Raw genomic sequence first — 19,940 nt, 5'->3', positions numbered from 1 at the left:
ACAGGCCGGTCGTCAACCACTTTTCTCAAAGTTTTTTTCGTTTTCTTCCAGGGGCCGCGAACACTTGATGAAAAAGCCAGCAAACTGATCAAACACCAATCAACCTCAGCCCGAGTTGCCGTCCTCGACGGTTGCTTCGGCAACCTCATTGCCCGAACAATTCAGCAACGATGACTCTGCCATCCAATGCTCATCCGGGTAATATTTGAACACCAGTTGCCCACCTTTGAGGTTATCGACCACCTGCTGGATAACCTGTCTGTCAACGGCCGGACAGCCGTGACTGCGCCCGACTCGCCCGTACTGACCGACCCACGCGTCACTTACATAATCCGCACCGTGAATAACGATCGCCCTCTCCCGGGCACGATGGTTGAAACCCTGCTCCAGCCCATCGAGTCTCAGAGAGTATCCATGCTTACCGTAGTACGACTCGCTACCCAGAAAGAGACCAATGCTGGACTGGTGACTCCCTTCCACGTTGGAAAATGAGGTGGAATCGAACAGCCCCGAGTTTTTGCCGTGAGCCACAAGGTCACGAAGCAGGAGTCGGCCATCCGCCAGGTCAAAGATCCACAAACGCTCTTCACTGGAGGGGCGGGAGAAATCGATTACCGCCAAACGCTCGGGAACGGCAAGACCGTTGCGGATCGCGCATTGAGTGGCGGTTACCGCACGCCTTAATACAATGGGGTTCAGGTCTGGGGCGGAATCGGACAGAAGCTCAAGCAGTGATGGATCATGAGATGTGCCAAAAGAAGCAACAGGAAAAAGCGAACCGACTATAGCCAAAAGAAATGAACGAACAACGTTGCCAGCCAGCATTCAGAATCCTCGGTCGTTTACTGCCGGCACGCGTGGTACCAGCTCAAATTTTCGACGCGGATTCTATCAATCGAATGGAAGGCCAGGACCCTCCGGTACACTTTTCATACAAAACACAATAAGCGGAAAGGTTTTCAGCGCTACTCGTAACCGACACCGAGGATCAGGTTGACCATTCGTTCAACGCCCCGCTTGAGGGAAACCGCCTCTCCCCCGGGCAAGCCGAGCAACTGGTCATAACCCATACCGAACGCCAGATCGATCACGAGGGTTGCGTCTTCATGGGGGTGAGGCGATTCCAATCTCTCCAGAACACCCCTGAGACCCGCAATCCACGAATGACGATAACGGCGGGCCATTTCCGCCAGATGGGGCTCCCGCAGGGCTTCAATCAAAAAAACCTGCTCGACCAACATCCGGTCCCGCCCCCCGTTGACATGACTCTCAATAAACGCATTGGCAATGGTCCCCAGTCGACGAGCTAAAAGACCACGGCGCGGACTCTTCCTCGCCAGGTCTTCTGGCGGCTGATTGTCCAGAACCAGGCCAAGTGTGTCACAGAATGACTGAATATCGTGGCTGGCGCGTTCGGCAAACAGCAGAAAGGCATCGCTGATCAGTTCGTTGATATCACGAAAATAATAGGTGGTGGCAGCCAGGGGGACGCCGGCCTCTTGAGCGACAGAACGATGCTTTATGCCCCGAACCCCATCCCGTGCAGCAATTCGCAGAGCAGCCTCAAGAATAGCCCTTCGGCGGGCAGCGCTTTTTGCCCTCGCCACTTTTCGCCCCTGATAGGCGGGAAAGGCATCAACCAGCTCTGCCTGTGGTTTGACCTTGGTTCCTGTCGTCGGCTCCATTTGTCCCATGCTGGCGCTCCATCCTTGGTAACGGAAAACTGAAGGCCAGTATGAATAACCCGAGACCGTCAAACATTGATGAACTCGTCAAAAAGTGGGTACTCCTTTAGTCTTACTGCCCGAAACGACGGGCCTTTTTCAGGTACTCATTCTCCTCTGGTCGGGAGACGCGCCCCAAAGCAGCGTTCCGATGGGGGAACCTACCAAAACGGTCAACGATATCCCGGTGATCACGCGCCGATTGGGCGAAGCTGGCCATCAACTCTTTCAGTACACCCTGAGTTGATGCAAACAGTTGTTCATAACAGTCCACCGACTCGCTCTGATCGTCGATACGTTCAGAGTGTTTCAACGGCATGTAAAGGAATGCCCTCTGTACCGGCGGCAATTCCATATCATGCCCTGCGCGCATGGCCTGGTGACAGAGTTTCTTGGCCAGGGAGTCCTGTTCGAAAGCCAACGCAGAGCCACGAAAAACATTCCGGGAAAACTGATCCAGCAGGAGAATTTCCGCCAGCCTGCCCCCTGCTTCGACGCGCCAGTGCGAGAGGCCGCCCTCGGAGGCAAGCACAATCATGGACATGAACCGGCGGCGGAGCTCCTGGTCAAACTTTCGGTCGGCATGAAACCACCTGCTTCGGTGAAAGTGGTCCGGCAAGCCATTGCCATCAAGTTCACCAAACCAGAAATCCAGAATCTCTTTCCAATCGAACATTTACACACACCCTGCTATCTTAGAAGCCAGTGATTTCGGGAACTGAGCGCGTACTGGCTGTTACGACACGCCGATCGAAGTTGATTAACCTGGAGGAGCAATGAGCAACCGCATTATTCTGTTGGCACACGGCAGCAGTGACAAGCACTGGTGCCAGACCTTTGAAAAGCTCGCTCAGCCAACACTGGATGCCGTCAGCGGTTCGAAAATCGCCTATATGGAACTGGCCAGCCCGTCCCTCGATGACGTGATAGCAGAGGGAGCCTCCGCGGGATTCACTTCCTTCACCATTGTGCCTCTCTTCCTGGCCGCCGGCAGACACCTGAGGAAGGACGTTCCAGCCATGGTCAGAGACCTGGAATCCACACATAATGTAGAAATCCAACTAGCACCTCCAATCGGCGAGAGCCCCGAGATTGGCAATGCGATCCGAGATGCCGTTGTCAGCCATTTAGGTACGGATACCGGTTAAAGCGCAACTTTAAGCCAACCTCCCACAAGGAACGTCAATCGGAGGAAAACCCGATGTCTCAGCGAATACTTCTCACAGGTGGCACAGGCTTCATTGGCCAACAGCTCTGCCCTACGCTTCTCGAGCAGGGGTATGAGCTAACCGTACTGAGCCGCCAGCCAGCCAAAAGCGTTATGTCCCTGTGCGGTCCGGTAGAAACCACCCGGGACCTGAACCAACTGAGGAACCACCGCGGTTTTAACGCGATCATCAATCTGGCCGGCGAAGGCATCGCCGACAAACGATGGAGCGATGCCCGGAAGAAGGCACTCCGCGACAGCCGAATCGGCCTGACCGAAACACTGGTGGACGTTGCCCGCAGCTGGGAAACACCGCCGGCCGTCATGGTTTCCGGCTCTGCGGTGGGCTTTTACGGTAATCAGGATGACCAGGCCGTAACCGAAGACACACCACCCCGGGATGAATTTACCCACCAACTCTGCCGGGATTGGGAAAATGCCGCTCTTCAGCTTTCCGAACAAGGGGTCAGGGTTTGTTTGTCGCGCACCGGTATAGTCGCCGGACCCGGTGGCGGTTTTCTGCAACGCATGGTCCTGCCGTTCAAACTCGGCCTGGGCGGGAAACTGGGTCACGGGCAGCAGTACATGCCATGGATTCACCGGGCCGATGTGGTGGCTGCCTTAGTCTGGATGCTGGATAACCCCGATGCCAGCGGCCCCTATAACGTCGTGAGTCCTAATCCGGTCACTAACGAAGAATTTACCCGGACCCTCGGCGATGCCCTTAACAGGCCGACCGTGATTCCTGCGCCCGCCGTGGCGCTGAAACTCGGCCTCGGTGAAATGTCGAGGCTTCTGTTGACAGGCCAGAAGGCTTTACCAGAGAGATTGCTTAAGGAGGGGTTCTCATTCCAGTTCCCAGAACTGGGGGCCGCGTTAGCAGACTGCCTGAGGAAGGAGAGCTAGGATGGTGACGTCGCGCCGACGTCCTTTGTGACTTTCATCCTGGCGCCACTTCTCGTGACCCAGCCAAGTTTGGCCGGGGAAGCTTTTGCGTCACAGAGCTACGAATCCTGCAGCCTGGTTACCAGCGAGTATCTCACCGTATTGCAATTAGCAGACCGCGGCCTCGATCTCCAAACACTCAGTACCTCGCTTCTGGATCTGAGCGACCCGGGCGCCCAGCGGCTTGAGGCGATACTGGCGCTTGCCAACCGGGAGGGCATTGTGGAAGCCCACTCTGCGGTTCATTCCGAGTATGCCCGGTGCGCAAGAGGCGTGTACGAATACAGGGGCATCCCCGCCGCTGGCAGCCGCGAACATCATTTCCATCAGTGTGCCGGTGAAAACAAATCGCGATATGAAATCGGGCTCGCTGCGACCCTCCAGGCAAATCCGGCAAACGTAGCCGCACAGCTTTCACCAGAGCATAAGGATGCCGTTACCAAAATTTTCGACACCTTCGAAAGTCAGGGTGCAGGAGTGCTGTTTGACGCACTTGCGTCCGAACTAAAGCGCTGTCTGAAAAATTCGGGATAATTTTTAAAAAAGGCGTTGACAGGCCCGAGGCGCTTCCCTAATATACGCGCCACCTCGACGAGGCAAGGTTTGAAAACGTTGCGTCCCCTTCGTCTAGTGGCCTAGGACTCCGCCCTTTCACGGCGGCAACAGGGGTTCGAACCCCCTAGGGGACGCCATTTTCTTTCTTGTTCCTTCCCTGGAATTCTTTCTTCGAATACTCGTCTCGCAAGCTGCTTAAAGCCTCTGCCCTGCGTGATCTGATTTTGTCCGGGTTTCTGGACCGTGCTCTTTCTGGTCCTTGGCCACGAACAGCGCAACGCCACCAAAAAAGCCAACCACCAACAGCACAACCACCAATCCCGCGATAACGACCGCATCCATATACATAAAGCACCTCCGAAAGTATCGAAATCTGATGCGTTCAGACTAAGCCTGCCCTCGAATGCCCGTATTGACCCACGTCAAACAACGAACGCCCTGCCCGATATACAAAAACTCTGAACCTCGGCACACTTTTCCCCAGATTTCGGATATTTGCAGGACACTGGTAAAGCACTGCTGTTATATTCGGTTATCGGATAATACCTACTCCCGACACTGACCGGACCTAATAAAGCAGTTACAGGTATGCCAACACTGTCGAACCGATTCCAACGTTTCCGCCAGGCCTCCCCGCTTTCGTTCAGACTCCTTGCCTGGATTCTGCTTTTCAGTTCCGCGTTCTCGCTGATCGCCTCTGCGATCCAGATTTATTCCGACTATCGTGAGGACCTGAACCAGATTGAACGTCACCTGGAGGTCGTTGAATCCGGTTACGCATCCAGCCTTTCCAAAAGTCTCTGGTCCCTCGACAGCGCACTACTGCGAACCCAGATGGAGGGTATCCTGAGCCTGCCAGACATCGTTCACCTGCGACTTCGCCAGCCAGATTCCGAACTGGTGCTGGGCGACATGCCCCGGAACGCCAAAACCCGTTCCCATAGTTTTAAACTCACTCACGAAGGCGATCAGTCCATCAAGCTCGGAGAACTGACGGTTACCGCCGACCTCAGCCGACTCCACCTGGAACTGAAGCGCAAGGTTGGTGTTATCCTGGCGACTCAGTTTCTGAAGACCTTTTTCGTATCCATTCTGATCATCTGGATATTCCGGCACTTTGTTACACGCCACCTGTCCGACATGGCCGATTACGCCCGGAAGCTCTCTCTTAGTACCGCCTCAGAGCCCTTGCAGCTTCAACGGGCCGATACGCCGACCAATCGTATGGATGAACTCGGCCAGGTTACCGATGCGATCAACCAGATGCGCGAGCGCTTGCATGAAGACGTTAAGCGACAGGAACGGGATGCCGCGGAGATCCGCAAATTTTCAAAGGTCATCGAGCAGAGCCCATCTTCCGTGCTTATTTGTGATCGTCAGTGGCGGATCGAATTCGCCAACCACAAATTCATGCAGCTAACCGGCTACAAACCCGAGTCAATCCGGGGCAGGCACCCGGGCTCTCTTGATCCAAGTGCTTTCAACAGCCGTGAAAACCAGCAATTGTGGCAGTCTATCCGGCTTCAGGTGCAACGAGTGGGTGTCTGGCAGGGCGAAGTAAATAGCACGCGGAAGAATGGCGAGCGCTTCTGGGAGCAGCTCATTGTCACCCCCATCAAGGATAACGAGGGTAACACCAGCGGCTTCCTCATCCTTGGCGAGGACATCAGCATCCGGAAACGGTACGAACAGCAACTTTTACGCCAGGCAAACTACGATGTACTGACCGGCCTTCCCAACCGCATGCTGGCACTCGATCGCCTGAAACTGGCCCTGGCGCAGGCTCAGCGCGAACGTTCTATGGTCGGGGTAATGTTCCTCGACCTCGATAATTTCAAGCATATTAACGACACCCTCGGCCACGATGCCGGCGACAGCTTGCTGGTTGAAGCCGCTCGTCGCATATCGAGCTGTCTTCGGGGAACCAGTACCGTTGCCCGTCTGGGCGGGGATGAGTTCCTGGTTATCCTGCCCGGACTCCCCGAAAAAGAGTCCGCCGATCAGGTCGCTGAACGCATTCTACAAACCTTTACACCGCCCTATGTGCTCAACGGGCAGGAAGTGTTCGTCACGACCAGCATCGGCATCGCGACCTTCCCAGACGATTCGAAGAATTGTGGCACTCTGCTCCAGCATGCCGACGCCGCGATGTACCAGGCCAAGCACAAAGGTAAGAGTGCCTTTGCCCACTTCACGCCTGAAATGACCGAGGTCTCCCAGGATCGACTGCAAATGGAATCGCGGTTGCGTCGGGCACTGGAGCTCCGGGAACTGGAGCTGAATTTCCAACCCATTGTTCACACCAAATCCGGTCACCTGTGTGCTGTCGAAGCCTTGTTGCGTTGGCGAAATCCGGCCATGGGCATGGTAATGCCTGACAGGTTCATCCCACTTGCGGAAGAAACGGGGCTGATCATTCCAATCGGCGAATGGGTGCTGGAAAACGCCTGCCGTGCCGCCGTGCGGTGGAAACAAATTAGCGGCCAGGACATTGCCATTTCCGTGAACGTGTCGCCCAGGCAGTTCCGTGATCCAAGTTTCCCGGAAGTGGTGATGCGAATTCTTGCCGAGTGCGGATTGGCCCCGGAACTGCTGGAACTGGAAATCACCGAACGGCTTCTTCTGGACAACTCCATCGAAACCGCAGAGATCCTAAGGGAGCTCGACCGTGCGGGCGTGCGGCTGTCAGTGGATGATTTTGGCACCGGCTATTCAGCCTTGAGCTACCTAAAGAGCTATCCTTTCGATACCCTGAAAATCGATAAGTCCTTCGTGCAGGATGTCATGAAGGAGCCTGAAGATGCCTCCCTCGTTAAAGCCATTATCAATATGGCTCACAGCCTCGGCCTTCGGGTGATCGCTGAAGGCGTTGAGGAGGAAGCACAGACCCATTTCCTCAGGCAGGAAGGGTGCGATTTCTCCCAGGGCTTTTTCTACAGTCATCCTTTGCCCAAGCAGGACTTCGAAGAATGGCTCAGAACCAATGAGCGCGTTCAGGCCTGACCATCAGGAACCACAAGCCTATGCAAGCCAATACGCTCGTCGTTAACTGCGGCAGTTCGTCCATCAAGCTCGCACTCTTTGACCATCAGGAACAGAAGATTTCCTCCGCCCTGGTTGAGCGACTCAACACTGCGGATGCCTTCGCCCGTATTGAGGGAATCGATGCCCCCCTGGCGATTGAGCCCGAAGCTCGTTACGAGCAAGCCCTCAAAGTTGTGTTGTCCGCATTCGAGGAACTGGGTCTGCTTGATTCGGCACCGTCCGCCATCGGGCATCGGGTAGTACATGGGGGTGAGACGTTCCGGGAAGCCGTGCTGATCGACGACGATGTCATCGAAGGTATTCAGGCGTGTTCGGGACTTGCACCATTGCACAACCCGGTGAATCTTGCCGGTATTGAGGCCATGCGCAAGCTCTACCCCCGGGTTCCGCAGGTTGCGGTATTCGACACCGCCTTTCACCAAACGCTACCACCCAAAGCCTACATGTACGCTGTTCCAGAGAGCTACTACCGGGATTGGGCTGTGCGTCGATACGGCTTTCATGGGACCAGCCATTATTTTATGTCCCGGGAAACTGCCCGACGACTGGACCGGACCCCCGCCACGACGTCTCTGATTTCTGCCCATCTTGGAAACGGCTGCAGCATAACTGCCATCCGCGATGGCCTGAGCGTTGACACCAGCATGGGGCTGACCCCTCTGGAAGGTTTGGTGATGGGCACCCGCAGTGGAGATGTAGATCCGGGGCTGTTTGACTACCTCGATGGCAAAGGCATCACCGCAGCGGCACTTAACGACGTACTGAACCAGCAAAGTGGTTTGCTTGGCCTGTCCGGACAAACCAATGACATGCGCACCCTGTGCGATCTGGCAGATCATGGCCACGAGCCCTCCCGATTAGCCATCGATGTATTTTGTTTCCGACTGGCCAGGTACATTGGTGCCATGATGGCCTCACTGAACCGGATCGATGCTCTGGTATTCACCGGTGGCATTGGTGAAAACAGCAGTCGTATCCGGGAGCAAACCTGTAATCACCTTGGACTGCTTGGCTTCGAACTGGAAGCGGATCTCAATTCCGCGCACGGTGGATTCAGCGACGGTATCATCAGCTCCCCCGAATCGCGCTTTCCGGTGATGGTGATCCCCACCAATGAAGAACTGGTCATTGCCAGTGAAGCCAAACGTTTGGCGGAAACCCCTACCCCCAGTGAACGCCCCTGACAGTAAGGATCGCCATTATGGCCAAAAGCCTGTTCATCGCCCCAACCTCCATACATTCCGGCCTCACTTCCGTGTGCCTTGGCTTGCACCGGGCCCTGGAGCGGGTCGGGGTAAGCGTTGGCTTTTATAAACCCTTTCGCCAGGCAGTTCACCACGGCGAATCGGTGCACAACGATGGCAAAGACGCCTCGGTGGAGTTTGTCCGCGAGCACAGCTTGGTAGAACCACCTGAACCGATCAGCCTGAAGGAGGCCCAGCAACTCTTGAATCGGGGCAAATCCAATTACCTGATGGAACGCATAGTCGGCGAATACCAGAAAGTCGCGGAGCAGGTGGATGTCGTTGTGATTGAAGGCCTGGTGCCTGACCGGAGCGAAGCCTATATCGCCAGACTGAATGTTGAGGTGGCCCGCAACCTGGCCTCCGACGTCATTCTGGTGGCCGCGCCAAGCGACGCTGAGCCTGCAATGCTGGATGACGAACTGGATTTTTCTGCGAGGCTGTATGCCGATCCTTCAGACCCTGATGTGATCGCCGTCATCCTGAATAAAGTGGGCCAGCCGGATGATTCCAACCTGTTCCTGAAAGGCATACCGGATCAGCCACCATCCGAACCGGACTACCGGCGGGCCTGCAATGTATTTCGCCAGAACCGCTTCAAATTACTGGCCGAAATCCCCTGGCTACCCAAGCTTCTGGCACCCAGGGTTTCCGATATCGCCAGGGAACTGGACATACACGTCCTGAACGATGGGCAGATGAAGGTTCGCCGCATCCAGAAAGTGGCCGTGGTTGCCCAGAGCCTGAGAAACGTGGTGGAAACGTTGACCGCCGGAACGCTCATTGTGACTCCCGGAGACCGGGAAGACATCCTTGTTGCAACCGCCGTGGCCGCGCTCAACGGTGTTCCGCTGGCAGGGCTGATGCTGACCGGCGGCCTGATGCCCGATCACCAGGTTATCGACCTGTGCCGGCGAGCGGTTGAAACCGGTCTCCCGGTGCTCTCCGCGCAGAGCAACACCTACGAAACCGCCAATCGACTGGCTAACCTGTCAGCCGCCATACCGGTGGACGACAAGGAACGAATCGAACTGGCCATGGAAACCGTGGCGACGCGAATTGACACCGACTGGCTGCAGGACCATCTGAAAGTCCAACGTCAACGTCGTCTCTCGCCACCGGCTTTTCGCCATCAGCTGTCAGAAAGGGCGCGTGCCGCCGACAAGCGCATTGTTTTGCCTGAAGGGAATGAACCCAGAACCGTCCAGGCCGCCATCATCTGCCACCAGCGTCGCCTGGCCCGATGCGTTCTGATCGGTCATCGCAACGATATTCAGGAAGTGGCGCGTTCCCAGGGACTCGAACTGCCCGAGGATCTTGAAGTTATTGAACCTTCAGAGGTTCGGCCCAACTACGTCCAACCAATGGTGGAGTTGCGCAAACACAAAGGGCTGGCGCCGGACATGGCAGAAGCCATGCTGGAAGACAACGTGGTACTCGGAACCATGATGGTTGCGCGGGATGAGGCAGACGGCCTCGTGTCCGGAGCGATACACACCACCGCCAACACGGTCCGCCCTGCCCTTCAGCTGATCAAGACCCACGACCACGCGAAGGTGGTTTCGTCGGTATTCTTTATGCTGCTACCCGAGCAGGTCGTGGTCTACGGCGACTGCGCCATCAATCCAGATCCAAATGCCGAGGAACTGGCAGACATTGCCATTCAGAGCGCCGAGTCTGCGGAAGCGTTTGGCATCGAGCCATTGGTGGCGATGATCAGTTACAGCACCGGGGAATCCGGGAGTGGACAGGATGTCGACAAGGTTCGGGAAGCCACCCGGATTGCCCGAGAGCGCCGGCCGGACCTGCTGATTGACGGACCGCTGCAGTACGATGCCGCTGCCATTGAAAGCGTGGCAAAAAGCAAAGCCCCCCACAGCAAGGTGGCGGGCAAAGCCACCGTGTTTGTGTTCCCGGACCTGAACACCGGAAACACGACCTACAAGGCGGTTCAGCGTAGCGCCAACGTAGTCAGCATCGGCCCCATGCTGCAGGGCTTGCGAAAGCCGGTGAATGACTTGTCGCGGGGCGCACTGGTGGACGATATTGTGTTTACCATTGCCCTGACCGCGGTTCAGGCCAGGCAAGCAGAGGACGCCAAACGGGGTTAATCCCCGTTTGACGAAAGACAGCAATCAGCGTTTGACGCTCTTCTGTCGGGTCTTCTTGACCCGACGTCCCTTCTTCAGGTCGTTGTCCTTTTTGACCCGCTGGCGAGGTGTCATTCGTTCCACCTTGTTCGCATAGGGGTTTTCGCCGGACTTGAATTCGAAGCGAATGGGTGAACCGGTCACATCGAGCACTTTCCGAAAGGTATTTTCCAGATAGCGCTTGTAGGAACCTGGCAGTGCCTCTACCTGGTTGCCATGAACGACAATTCTCGGCGGATTCGAGCCTCCCTGGTGAGCAAAGCGCAATTTTATCCGCCTGCCCTGCACCATCGGTGGCTGATGCTGGGCAACCGCGTCCTGAAGGATTGCCGTCAAGCGATTGGTCGGCCACTTGGCCATAGCTGAGTCGTAACAGGCTTGTACCGATTCGTACATAACACCCACGCCCGAGCCGTGCAGCGCAGAAATATAATGCTTGTCCGCGTAATCCAGAAAGTCCAGGCGCCGCTGCACTTGTTCCTTCACCCTGGCGCGCTCTTCGGGATCCATACCGTCCCACTTGTTGACGGCAATCACCAGCGATCGGCCGGCATCCAGAACAAACCCAATCAGGTGGAGATCCTGATCAACCAGACCCTCACGGGCATCAATGACCAGAAGAACAACGTGAGCATCTTCTATGGCCTGAAGGGTCTTGATAATGGAAAACTTTTCGACCGCCTCACGCACATTCTTACGACGTCGCACCCCGGCGGTATCAATGAGTGTGTACTCTTTCCCCTGCCGTTCATAGGGAATATACACGCTGTCTCGGGTGGTTCCCGGCATGTCGTAGACCACGACCCGGTCTTCCCCCAGCATTCGATTGACGAGTGTCGATTTACCGACATTCGGCCGACCAACAACGCCGATCCGAATACCGGGATACTTGCTGGCGCTATCCTGCTCGGCCCCTTCCTCGGGCGTCGGGAGCAGCTCTTCCAGCAGGGAGCGGATACCCCGGTTGTGGGACGCAGCAATCAGGAAAGTAGATTCGAAGCCGAGTTGGTAAAAGTCTGCGGCGGCAATATCCGGATCCTGGCCGTCTGTTTTGTTCACCACCAGGTGGGCCTGTTTGCCAGAACGGCGGAGGTGGTTAGCGATGGTTTCGTCACCGGCAGTGAGCCCGGCACGGGCATCCACCAGAAACAGGACGATATCCGCTTCTTCCACCGCTTGCAGAGACTGGCGCGCCATTTCGGCATCCAGCCCCTCTTCATCACCGGTCAGACCGCCGGTGTCGATCACGATAAACCTTTGGCCCTCGTAATTGCCGTCGCCGTATTTCCTGTCCCGGGTCAGACCGGGAAAGTCTGCCACCAGGGCATCACGGGACCGGGTCATCTGGTTGAACAGGGTCGACTTACCAACATTGGGACGGCCGACAAGGGCAATTACTGGGGTCATAGTGCTTCGCTACTTGAGATAGAAAACAGCCCGGTGTGGAAGCCGGGCTGATGGTCAGTTATTCGACGGGCTGGATTTGCAGGACCGACATCCTGCCGCCATTACCATAGATCAACAGGTTACCATTCTCCAGCCGCTGTGCCGGTACGCGGATACCGTCATCATCGAAATCGAGCTGGCCCAACAAACTGCCATCCTCTCTTGAGAAAACGTGCAGGTAACCTTCGTAATCACCGGCCACCAGGTAGTCATCGGAAACAATTGGCCGGGTCAGTTGGCGCCACGCCAGACGCTCCTGGGTCCACAACTCCCGGCGATCCGAACCTCGCAGAGCAACAACATCGCCACTGGCCTCGGCCAGGTAAATATTGCCGCCCCCGATGGACGGCGAATAAAGGCTGGACGCCTTCTTGCTCCAGATTTCCTGGCCTGTTCGAACATCCACCAGGGCCAGCTTGCCCTGGTAGCCCACCACCATGATCGCGGTATCGATCACCAGGGGCTGACCGGTAATGTCCACCAGGCGTTCAAGCTCGGTGCGCCCCTGAGGCTCACCCACCGCATACTGCCAGAGCGGCTGGCCGTTCTCTGCCGACAGTGCAATCAGTTTGCCATTGGAGAACGATGAAATAACGACATCAGCCCCGACCAGCGGCGTCGCAGCCGCTCGCATGGAGAGAACCGGAACCACGCCATCGTACTGCCAACGTTGAACGCCACTTTCCGCGTCGAAGGCCAGTACGCGCCCATCGGTCGTTTGAGCCACGACCAGTCGGCCGTTGGACTGCGGGATCGAGAGCACTTCAGTCGGCAGCTCCGCACGCCACAGTTCGGAACCATCTTCACGGGACAGCGCCAGCAGGTCGGCTTCCCGGGTTGTCAGGTATAGCTGTTCGCCATCACCACCCACGCCGGAGAAAATCCGATCATCCAGGGTTTTCTTCCAAACAACCTTGCCCTGCTCTGCCTCGACCGCATACACGGTGCCATCCGCAGAGGCTGCGTAAAGAATGTCACCCGCATTCAGCGGCGTGAGATACAGGTAATCCCCGTCATGACCATCACCCACTGACATGCTCCAGACCGAGTCCAGCTCGACCGTAGCCTCGATGTCGGGAACCGGACGGGGCTGTTCAAAGGTATCTGGCGTACTGCAGCCAGCCGCCCCAACTAGGACAGCCAGACTCATTAGTCCGTGCTTTAGGAGCCTGTTGCGAGTTACCCGCATCAGGCCTCTCCTCCGACACCCAGGTCAGACAGTTTCAATTCCAGAATGCCACTTCGCCCTTCAGGACTGGCTTCACGAGCCGCCAGATAGGCCTCCTTGGCACCTTCTGAATCACCTTTCGCCAGCAGGATATCGCCCCGCAACTCAGAGAAAATGGGGGCAAAAGTCCCGGCTTCGTCTACCCCATCGATAGTAGCGAGCGCCTCGTCATATTGCCCGGCGTCAAATTGTGCACGGGCAAGACGGTTTTCAATGACCAGTTTCAGAGCCTGGTGATCCCCGGCCTGATCTTTCGCCCAGGTCAGCGCATCAATCGCCGACTCCGTCTCGCCATCCAGCAGATACTGCTTGGCCAAAATCAGGTTGCCATAGACAGCATACGCGCTGTCACCGTGCTCCTCACGGAGCGACTTGGCAACGAACTCGACGGTTTCACCAGCAGTTTCATCGGCCTGATTGCCGAAGGTATTCAACAAATTGGCAAACTGGGCAGCAGCCTCAGCCCGTTGCTGTGTCTGGTGGTTTTGCCAGGCTTGCCAGCCAAAGACAATTGCCAGGGCGGCACCGACACCAATCAGCAGCGAACTGCCATTATTCTTCCACCAGTCCTTGATTGCCTGGACCTGTTCTTCTTCGGTGCGCAATTCAGCCATTGTGACTCCTGTAATTCGATTTCGCGTTGTTGTTCGATTTGATTTAAAGATTGAAGGCTCTGGCCAGTGCTGACGCCAATTCGGCCTGGGCAATATCCTGCTGGGGTTCGTCCGCACGCAGTGGTTTCAGGGCAGCGGTACCACTTGCCACTTCGTTTTCACCGAGGATGAGCGCATACCGTGCACCACTCTTGTCAGCCTTTTTCATCTGGCTCTTGAAGCTACCGCCTCCACAGTGGGAGACGATAGTGAGCCCCGGCAAGGTATCCCGGAGATTTTCGGCCAGGGCCATCGCCGCCGGTATGGCGCTATCTCCCATGGCCGTGACGTAGACATCCGCATCACTGGTGACGTGCGCGGGAATCAGATCCAGGGTCTCGAGCAATAGAATGAGGCGTTCCAGCCCCATCGCGAAGCCCACCGCCGGTGTTGGCTTGCCCCCCAGTTGTTCTACCAAACCGTCATATCGCCCTCCGGCACAAACGGTTCCCTGGGCTCCAAGACTGTCAGTCACCCACTCGAAAACGGTCTTGCCGTAGTAGTCGAGCCCCCGAACCAGCGCCGGATTGACCGTGTACTCTACACCAGCCGCGTCCAGAAGGGACTTTAGCTGCTCAAAGTGCTCCCGGGAATCGTCATCCAGGTAGTCGTCGAAGCTTGGTGCACCTTCCAGAATTTTGCGGGTTTCCGGAACCTTGCTGTCCAGAATCCGCAGGGGGTTGGTGCCGAGACGACGCTTGCTGTCTTCATCCAGGTCTTCTTTGTACTGCTCGAGGTAGGCAACCAGGGCCTCACGGTAGACTTTGCGCGCATCGGACGTACCGAGTGAGTTGATCTCCAGGCGAGTATGCCCGGCAAGCCCAAGAGCTTTCCAGAGACGCGCGGTAAGAACCAATAACTCGGCGTCGATGTCCGGGCCGGTCATACCAAAGCATTCCACACCAATCTGGTGGAACTGGCGATATCGGCCTTTCTGCGGACGTTCGTGACGGAACATGGGGCCGGTGTACCAGAGCCGGCGTGTCTGGTTGAACAGCAGTCCGTGCTCTTCCGCCGCCCGCACGCATCCGGCGGTGCCTTCCGGCCGAAGCGTCAGACTGTCGCCGTTGCGGTCTTCAAAGGTGTACATTTCCTTTTCAACGATGTCGGTCACTTCACCGATAGAGCGCTTGAAAAGATCGGTCTGTTCAACGATGGGCATACGGATTTCTTGATAACCGTACTGCCCGAGCACCTTGCGAACGGTGTCTTCAACAAACTGCCAGACCGGCGACTGGTCCGGCAGGATATCGTTCATTCCACGAATTGCCTGAATCTTAGCCAAGTGAAACCCTTAAACGTAACTCTATGAACTTAATCGGATAGCGGCCGGCGATCAGCCTTCGGATCGGGCAATAACTGCCTCGTCCTGCTCCTGTCTGCGAGCAACCTCGTCTCGAATCAGGCGCTCGAGATCGTCGGTCAACGTGGCATTATCAAGCTTCTGGTTGGGCTTGCCGGACAGGTAAAACAGGTTTTTGGGGCTGCCGCCGGTCAGACCGATATCGGCCTCCTTCGCTTCACCAGGTCCATTCACCACGCAACCTATGATTGCCACGTCCATTGCGGTGTTAACGTCTTCCAGACGAGCCTCAAGATCATTCATGGTCTGAATCACATCGAAGTTCTGACGCGAACAACTTGGACAGGCGATGAAGTTGATACCCCGACTGCGCAGACGCAGGCTCTTGAGGATATCGTAGCCAACTTTAATTTCCTGAACGGGATCTGCAGCCAGAGAGACCCGGATGGTGTCACCAATTCCGTCCATAAGCAGCATGCCGAGTCCAATGGAGGACTTGACGGTACCAGAGCGGAAGCCGCCCGCTTCGGTAATACCCAGGTGCAACGGTTGTTCGATCTGGCTGGCGATCTTGCGATAGGCAGCCACCGTCATGAACACTTCCGATGCCTTCAGACTTACCTTGAAGTCCTGAAAATCATGGCGATCCAGAATATCGATGTGGCGCATGGCGGATTCAACCAACGCGTCTGGCGTTGGTTCGCCGTACTTACGCTGAAGCTCTTTCTCCAACGAACCTGCGTTCACGCCAATCCGGATCGGGATGTTTCGATCCCGGGCAGCACTGATCACCGCACTGACCCGATCTTCACGACCGATATTGCCCGGATTGATGCGCAGGCAATCCACACCGAGTTCTGCGACACGCAAAGCTATCTTGTAATCAAAATGGATGTCCGCCACCAGCGGAAGCCCTACTTTCTGCCGAATCTGCCCGAAGGCTTCCGCAGCGTCCATCGTCGGTACGGATACCCGAACAATATCCGCTCCGGCTTCTTCCAGTGCCTTGATCTGACCCACCGTTGCGTCAACATCGCAGGTATTGGTGTTGGTCATACTCTGCACGGCAATCGGCGCATCGCCACCGACGGGCACATTGCCCACCATGATTTGACGGGACTTGCGTCTTACGATCGGAGATTCCTGTTTCATAGGGGATTGACCAATAACTCTGAGTTAATGAAGTTCACTGGGGCAACGTAAATTCGGAACGGTTGTTAACAATACGGAAACCGTCAAGATCGACAGGCCGGCCCTCGAACTGGATGGCACTGACGGCATCCACAGCACCAATCACTACGCGCAACGGGGCTTCCCCCGCGACCTGTAACCGGTCTCCGCTGCGTTGGAGCGAGCTCGCCAGACGATTTCCCGACGCGTCAGTAACCTGAACCCAGCAATCGCCAACAAAACTGATATCAAGGTTTGCCGTCGACGCTTCAGGTACTTCTTGAGTTGCCGTAGGCCCAGCCTCGACCGCGTCGCCGGAATTGTCAGTAGTCGGCGCCTCCGAAATACTGTCCCCGGTCACAGGCTCATCTTGAACGCCAGCCTCATCAGCAAAAACCGGAGCCTGATCAGCGGATTGCACGTCCGACTCCGGCTGTTCATCGGCGGTCAACTGCACTTGGGACTGACCACTGGCCAACGGTTCCTGCGCACCGGAGACATCAGAAGACGATTCGGCGTCAGCGCGGCCCTCTTCAATGCCCTGCTCTTCCAGGGCCTCATCATCGGCACTCTCTGCCACATCTGGTGACGTCGATTCACCGAGGGTCGGAACATCCTCTTCAACAACCGCGGTTGAATCTTCTTCGGCAAGGCTCGATGTGTCAGACGCAGAAACAGTGGCGCCATCGACGGCGGGTTCTTCAAGACCTGCGGTGGTATCCGGTTGCTGCCGTTCTGCATCCGGACTCAGTGCACCGCTTGCTGGCTCTTCCGTTTCCAAAGTGGCACCGGAGTCGGACACGTCGGTTGGCTCACTCTCTTCAATCGAGGACGTAGCGAAGAGATCCCCCGGCAATTCGAAATCGGTCTTTGGCAGGACGAACGTAAACGCGAGATACCCGGCAAGACCGACCAGGGCGGTATAGAACACGCCTCGAGCTACCCGGCGCTTTTGCTCCCGTCGCCGCTCAATGCTCACCAGGGGATTGGCTTCCACAGCCTGCTTTTCGGCGACCCTCATGGGCTCCAGCTCTTCATCGAGGCCGGCGATGATCTCATCCGCATTCAAGCCAACCATCCGGGCGTAGGCCCGAACGTACCCCTTCAGGAAGATTTCACTGTCAACCTTGCTGTATTCACCGGCCTCAATGGCCTGGATAACACCGGTCCGCAGGTGTTGTGCGTTGGCAACATCGGTCTCTGTCAGGCCTCGCTGTTCGCGAGCCCGCTTAAGAGTTTGACCGATTGGCTCTTTGGTCTCTGGCTGAACTACTTCATCACTGGCCATTAGAAATCAGCACCTTATATTGTTCGTATTCGACTGACTCTGGATAATTATTCTTAAGCTGCAAGGCCAGGCTGGCCTCTTTGTCACGGTCGTTCAGATTATGGGCAATGCGGATGCCGGTAAGAAGGCTTTCCGGGGAATGGCGAAGACGCTGATTTCTCTGCATGACCGACATAAGACGCGAGTAGTACCGCGACGCCGCGCTGTAGTCTCCCTGATCCGCCAGAACACGGGAAAGCGCCAGCAACGAACGGGCATCTCCGCGAGAAAGCTCTACCGCCCGACGATAAGCGCTTTCAGCCTGGACCGGATCATTGAGTCGTTCTTCGGTCATGCCAAGGTTATAGAAAACCGAGCCCCGGTCTTTGTAGTCCGTGTCGCGGGAAGCCGCCTTGAACTGATCCCGGGCGTCTTCATAGCGATCCTGGCCAAACAGGAAGGCGCCGTAGTAAACCCGGCCCCGTGTGTATCCGCCATCGGAGTCGATCGCATCCTGAAAGCTCTCTTCGGCGAGTTCAGGTTCGCCTTCCGAGTTGTAGACCAGCCCCATGGCCGCCAGTGCTGAGGCGCTGTCTTCATCCAGCTCTAGAGCACGGTCCAGATGGTGACGCGCACGCTCCATGTTGCCCTGCCCTATGTAGGCGGTAGCAAGTTGAACGTAGTCTTCAATAGCTTCCTGACGATCTGCTTCCCGGGAGAACCGGCTGTCTACCGTGGTCACACAACCTGTGACAAAAAAAGCAGCCAGCAACATGGCTACAGCCCCGATACGCCAATTTGCCTTTCCGGATGTCACAGTGTCACCTACCTCTTACAGGCTTTCTCGCTTGTTCAGATCAGGGGTTTACCTGCTGAACTTGAATGTATCGTTGACTTCGACGGGTACGGTCTTCGACCCGGCCAACGAGCTGACCGCAGGCCGCATCGATGTCGTCGCCCCGCGTGGTCCGAATCGTGGTCACGTACCCGGCCTCATTCAGAACCGTCTGGAAACGTCGCGTGGCGTTCATGCTTGGGCGCTTGAAATCGCTCTCCGGGAACGGGTTAAAGGGTATCAGATTTATCTTGCACGGCAGGCCCCTCAACAGACCAACCAGCTGCCTGGCGTGTTCGGGCTGGTCGTTCACACCCTCAATCACGGTGTACTCGATGGTTGCCTTGCGCTTGTCAGGAAGGCCTGAGAGGTAACGGCGAGTAGCCGCCAACAACTCTGAGATCGGATACTTCTTGTTAAGCGGCACCAACTGGTTACGCAGTTCGTCGTTCGGCGCATGCAGGGATATGGCGATCGACACGTCAGTGACTTCGCCCAGTCGGTCGAGAGCGGGAACCACGCCTGAGGTGCTCAGTGTAACCCGGCGCTTGGAGATTCCGTAGGCCAGGTCTTCCATCATCAGGTTCATGGCGTCAACAACGTTGTCGAAGTTAAGGAGCGGCTCGCCCATCCCCATCATCACGACATTGGTGATCGGGCGATCAGAGCCATTATCAAACGGCATAAACGCCTTACGGGCTACCCAGACCTGACCAATAATTTCTGCCGCCGTCAGGTTACGGTTAAAGCCCCGCTTGCCCGTCGAGCAGAACGTGCAGTCCAGGCTGCACCCTATCTGCGACGACACGCACAGTGTGCCGCGCTCTCCGTCTGGAATCAGGACGGTTTCTACACTGTTGCCGTTATCCATACGCATGACCCACTTGCGGGTACCGTCCTTGGAGGTTTCGTCGTACACAACCTCCGGACCGCGAATTTCGGCAACAACTTTAAGCTTTTCACGCAAGGCCTTGCTGACATTACTCATTTGATCGAAGTCATCGATACCCCGCTGATGAATCCACTGCAGGATCTGAGTGGCACGAAAACGTTTTTCCCCCAGGGATTCAAAAAAAGCCTCCAGCTTTGACTTGGGCATCCCTAGCAGATTCGTTTTTTCAGCAGCCGCTGTCATTACATAACCTCGAACAAATAACCAATGCGGAGG

The 19,940-nt window shown here is 56.4% G+C and carries 18 protein-coding genes and 1 tRNA gene; 7 read left to right on the top strand and 12 right to left on the bottom strand.

The annotated features are described in order from the left end of the window. Window positions 1-105: 105 nt before the first annotated feature. From QVZ43_RS09815 to QVZ43_RS09805, 3 genes are all read right to left on the bottom strand, one after another. Window positions 106-825, bottom strand: coding sequence for a murein L,D-transpeptidase catalytic domain family protein (locus tag QVZ43_RS09815; protein ID WP_302909793.1), 720 nt, complete (start codon window positions 823-825; stop codon window positions 106-108). Window positions 826-965: 140 nt separating this feature from the next. Further along, window positions 966-1,694, bottom strand: a complete 729-nt coding sequence (locus QVZ43_RS09810; protein WP_302909792.1) for a TetR/AcrR family transcriptional regulator — start codon at window positions 1,692-1,694, stop codon at window positions 966-968. A 103-nt stretch (window positions 1,695-1,797) separates the two neighbouring features. Then, entirely contained in the window at window positions 1,798-2,400 is a 603-nt protein-coding gene (locus QVZ43_RS09805; protein WP_302909791.1) for a DUF924 family protein, read from the bottom strand. 100 nt (window positions 2,401-2,500) lie between these two features. On the opposite strand from QVZ43_RS09805, the gene QVZ43_RS09800 reads away from it, so the two are divergent. The 4 genes from QVZ43_RS09800 (at window position 2,501) to QVZ43_RS09785 (ending at window position 4,568) form a co-directional block, all read left to right on the top strand. Continuing rightward, window positions 2,501-2,872 (top strand): sirohydrochlorin chelatase, encoded by a 372-nt coding sequence (locus QVZ43_RS09800; protein ID WP_302909790.1) that lies wholly within the window; start codon window positions 2,501-2,503, stop codon window positions 2,870-2,872. Between the two features lie 53 nt (window positions 2,873-2,925). Then, a complete protein-coding gene (locus QVZ43_RS09795) occupies window positions 2,926-3,837 on the top strand; it encodes a TIGR01777 family oxidoreductase (RefSeq protein ID WP_302909789.1) in 912 nt (303 codons plus the stop codon). Between the two features lie 54 nt (window positions 3,838-3,891). Beyond that, window positions 3,892-4,410, top strand: coding sequence for a hypothetical protein (locus QVZ43_RS09790; RefSeq protein ID WP_302909788.1), 519 nt, complete (start codon window positions 3,892-3,894; stop codon window positions 4,408-4,410). 82 nt (window positions 4,411-4,492) lie between these two features. Beyond that, a tRNA-Glu gene (locus QVZ43_RS09785) sits at window positions 4,493-4,568 on the top strand. 58 nt (window positions 4,569-4,626) lie between these two features. On the opposite strand, the gene ccoM is transcribed toward QVZ43_RS09785, so the two are convergent. Beyond that, window positions 4,627-4,779, bottom strand: a complete 153-nt coding sequence (gene ccoM, locus QVZ43_RS09780) for a cytochrome c oxidase subunit CcoM (protein WP_302909787.1) — start codon at window positions 4,777-4,779, stop codon at window positions 4,627-4,629. A gap of 240 nt (window positions 4,780-5,019) precedes the next feature. Here ccoM and QVZ43_RS09775 point away from each other — a divergent pair, with 240 nt between their 5' ends. The 3 genes from QVZ43_RS09775 to pta are packed head-to-tail and all read left to right on the top strand — an operon-like array spanning window position 5,020 to window position 10,831. Further along, the gene (locus QVZ43_RS09775) at window positions 5,020-7,434 is read left to right on the top strand and encodes a bifunctional diguanylate cyclase/phosphodiesterase (RefSeq protein WP_302909786.1); all 2,415 of its coding nucleotides are present in this window, start codon (window positions 5,020-5,022) and stop codon (window positions 7,432-7,434) included. 20 nt (window positions 7,435-7,454) lie between these two features. Then, window positions 7,455-8,660 carry an acetate/propionate family kinase gene (locus QVZ43_RS09770; protein WP_302909785.1) on the top strand — a complete coding sequence of 402 codons (1,206 nt, stop codon included), beginning with the start codon at window positions 7,455-7,457 and terminating at the stop codon, window positions 8,658-8,660. Between the two features lie 17 nt (window positions 8,661-8,677). Then, complete coding sequence (gene pta / locus QVZ43_RS09765; RefSeq protein ID WP_302909784.1) at window positions 8,678-10,831, top strand: phosphate acetyltransferase; 2,154 nt, start codon at window positions 8,678-8,680, stop codon at window positions 10,829-10,831. Window positions 10,832-10,855: 24 nt separating this feature from the next. Here pta and der read toward each other — a convergent pair whose 3' ends face one another. The 8 genes from der to rlmN form a co-directional block, all read right to left on the bottom strand. Next, window positions 10,856-12,277: a ribosome biogenesis GTPase Der gene (gene der, locus QVZ43_RS09760; RefSeq protein WP_302909783.1), complete on the bottom strand. Its 1,422-nt coding sequence runs from the start codon at window positions 12,275-12,277 to the stop codon at window positions 10,856-10,858. Between the two features lie 58 nt (window positions 12,278-12,335). Beyond that, window positions 12,336-13,505, bottom strand: a complete 1,170-nt coding sequence (gene bamB, locus QVZ43_RS09755) for an outer membrane protein assembly factor BamB (RefSeq protein WP_302909782.1) — start codon at window positions 13,503-13,505, stop codon at window positions 12,336-12,338. Continuing rightward, window positions 13,505-14,158 carry a YfgM family protein gene (locus QVZ43_RS09750; RefSeq protein WP_302909781.1) on the bottom strand — a complete coding sequence of 218 codons (654 nt, stop codon included), beginning with the start codon at window positions 14,156-14,158 and terminating at the stop codon, window positions 13,505-13,507. The genes bamB and QVZ43_RS09750 overlap by 1 nt, the downstream gene beginning before the upstream one ends. Window positions 14,159-14,201: 43 nt before the next feature. Then, window positions 14,202-15,482: a histidine--tRNA ligase gene (hisS, locus tag QVZ43_RS09745; RefSeq protein ID WP_302909780.1), complete on the bottom strand. Its 1,281-nt coding sequence runs from the start codon at window positions 15,480-15,482 to the stop codon at window positions 14,202-14,204. Window positions 15,483-15,533: 51 nt separating this feature from the next. After that, window positions 15,534-16,652: a flavodoxin-dependent (E)-4-hydroxy-3-methylbut-2-enyl-diphosphate synthase gene (gene ispG / locus QVZ43_RS09740; RefSeq protein ID WP_223795536.1), complete on the bottom strand. Its 1,119-nt coding sequence runs from the start codon at window positions 16,650-16,652 to the stop codon at window positions 15,534-15,536. Window positions 16,653-16,686: 34 nt separating this feature from the next. Then, entirely contained in the window at window positions 16,687-17,958 is a 1,272-nt protein-coding gene (locus tag QVZ43_RS09735) for a RodZ domain-containing protein (protein ID WP_302909779.1), read from the bottom strand. Then, complete coding sequence (gene pilW, locus QVZ43_RS09730; RefSeq protein WP_302910644.1) at window positions 17,948-18,712, bottom strand: type IV pilus biogenesis/stability protein PilW; 765 nt, start codon at window positions 18,710-18,712, stop codon at window positions 17,948-17,950. Before pilW ends, QVZ43_RS09735 begins: the two co-directional genes overlap by 11 nt. Before the next feature lie 82 nt (window positions 18,713-18,794). Next, the gene (rlmN, locus tag QVZ43_RS09725; RefSeq protein ID WP_223795534.1) at window positions 18,795-19,907 is read right to left on the bottom strand and encodes a dual-specificity RNA methyltransferase RlmN; all 1,113 of its coding nucleotides are present in this window, start codon (window positions 19,905-19,907) and stop codon (window positions 18,795-18,797) included. Window positions 19,908-19,940: the final 33 nt, after the last annotated feature.

This window comes from Marinobacter suaedae (genome assembly GCF_030519635.1).
Taxonomy (GTDB): domain Bacteria; phylum Pseudomonadota; class Gammaproteobacteria; order Pseudomonadales; family Oleiphilaceae; genus Marinobacter; species Marinobacter suaedae.
This window is presented reverse-complemented; position numbering and strand designations above follow the sequence as displayed.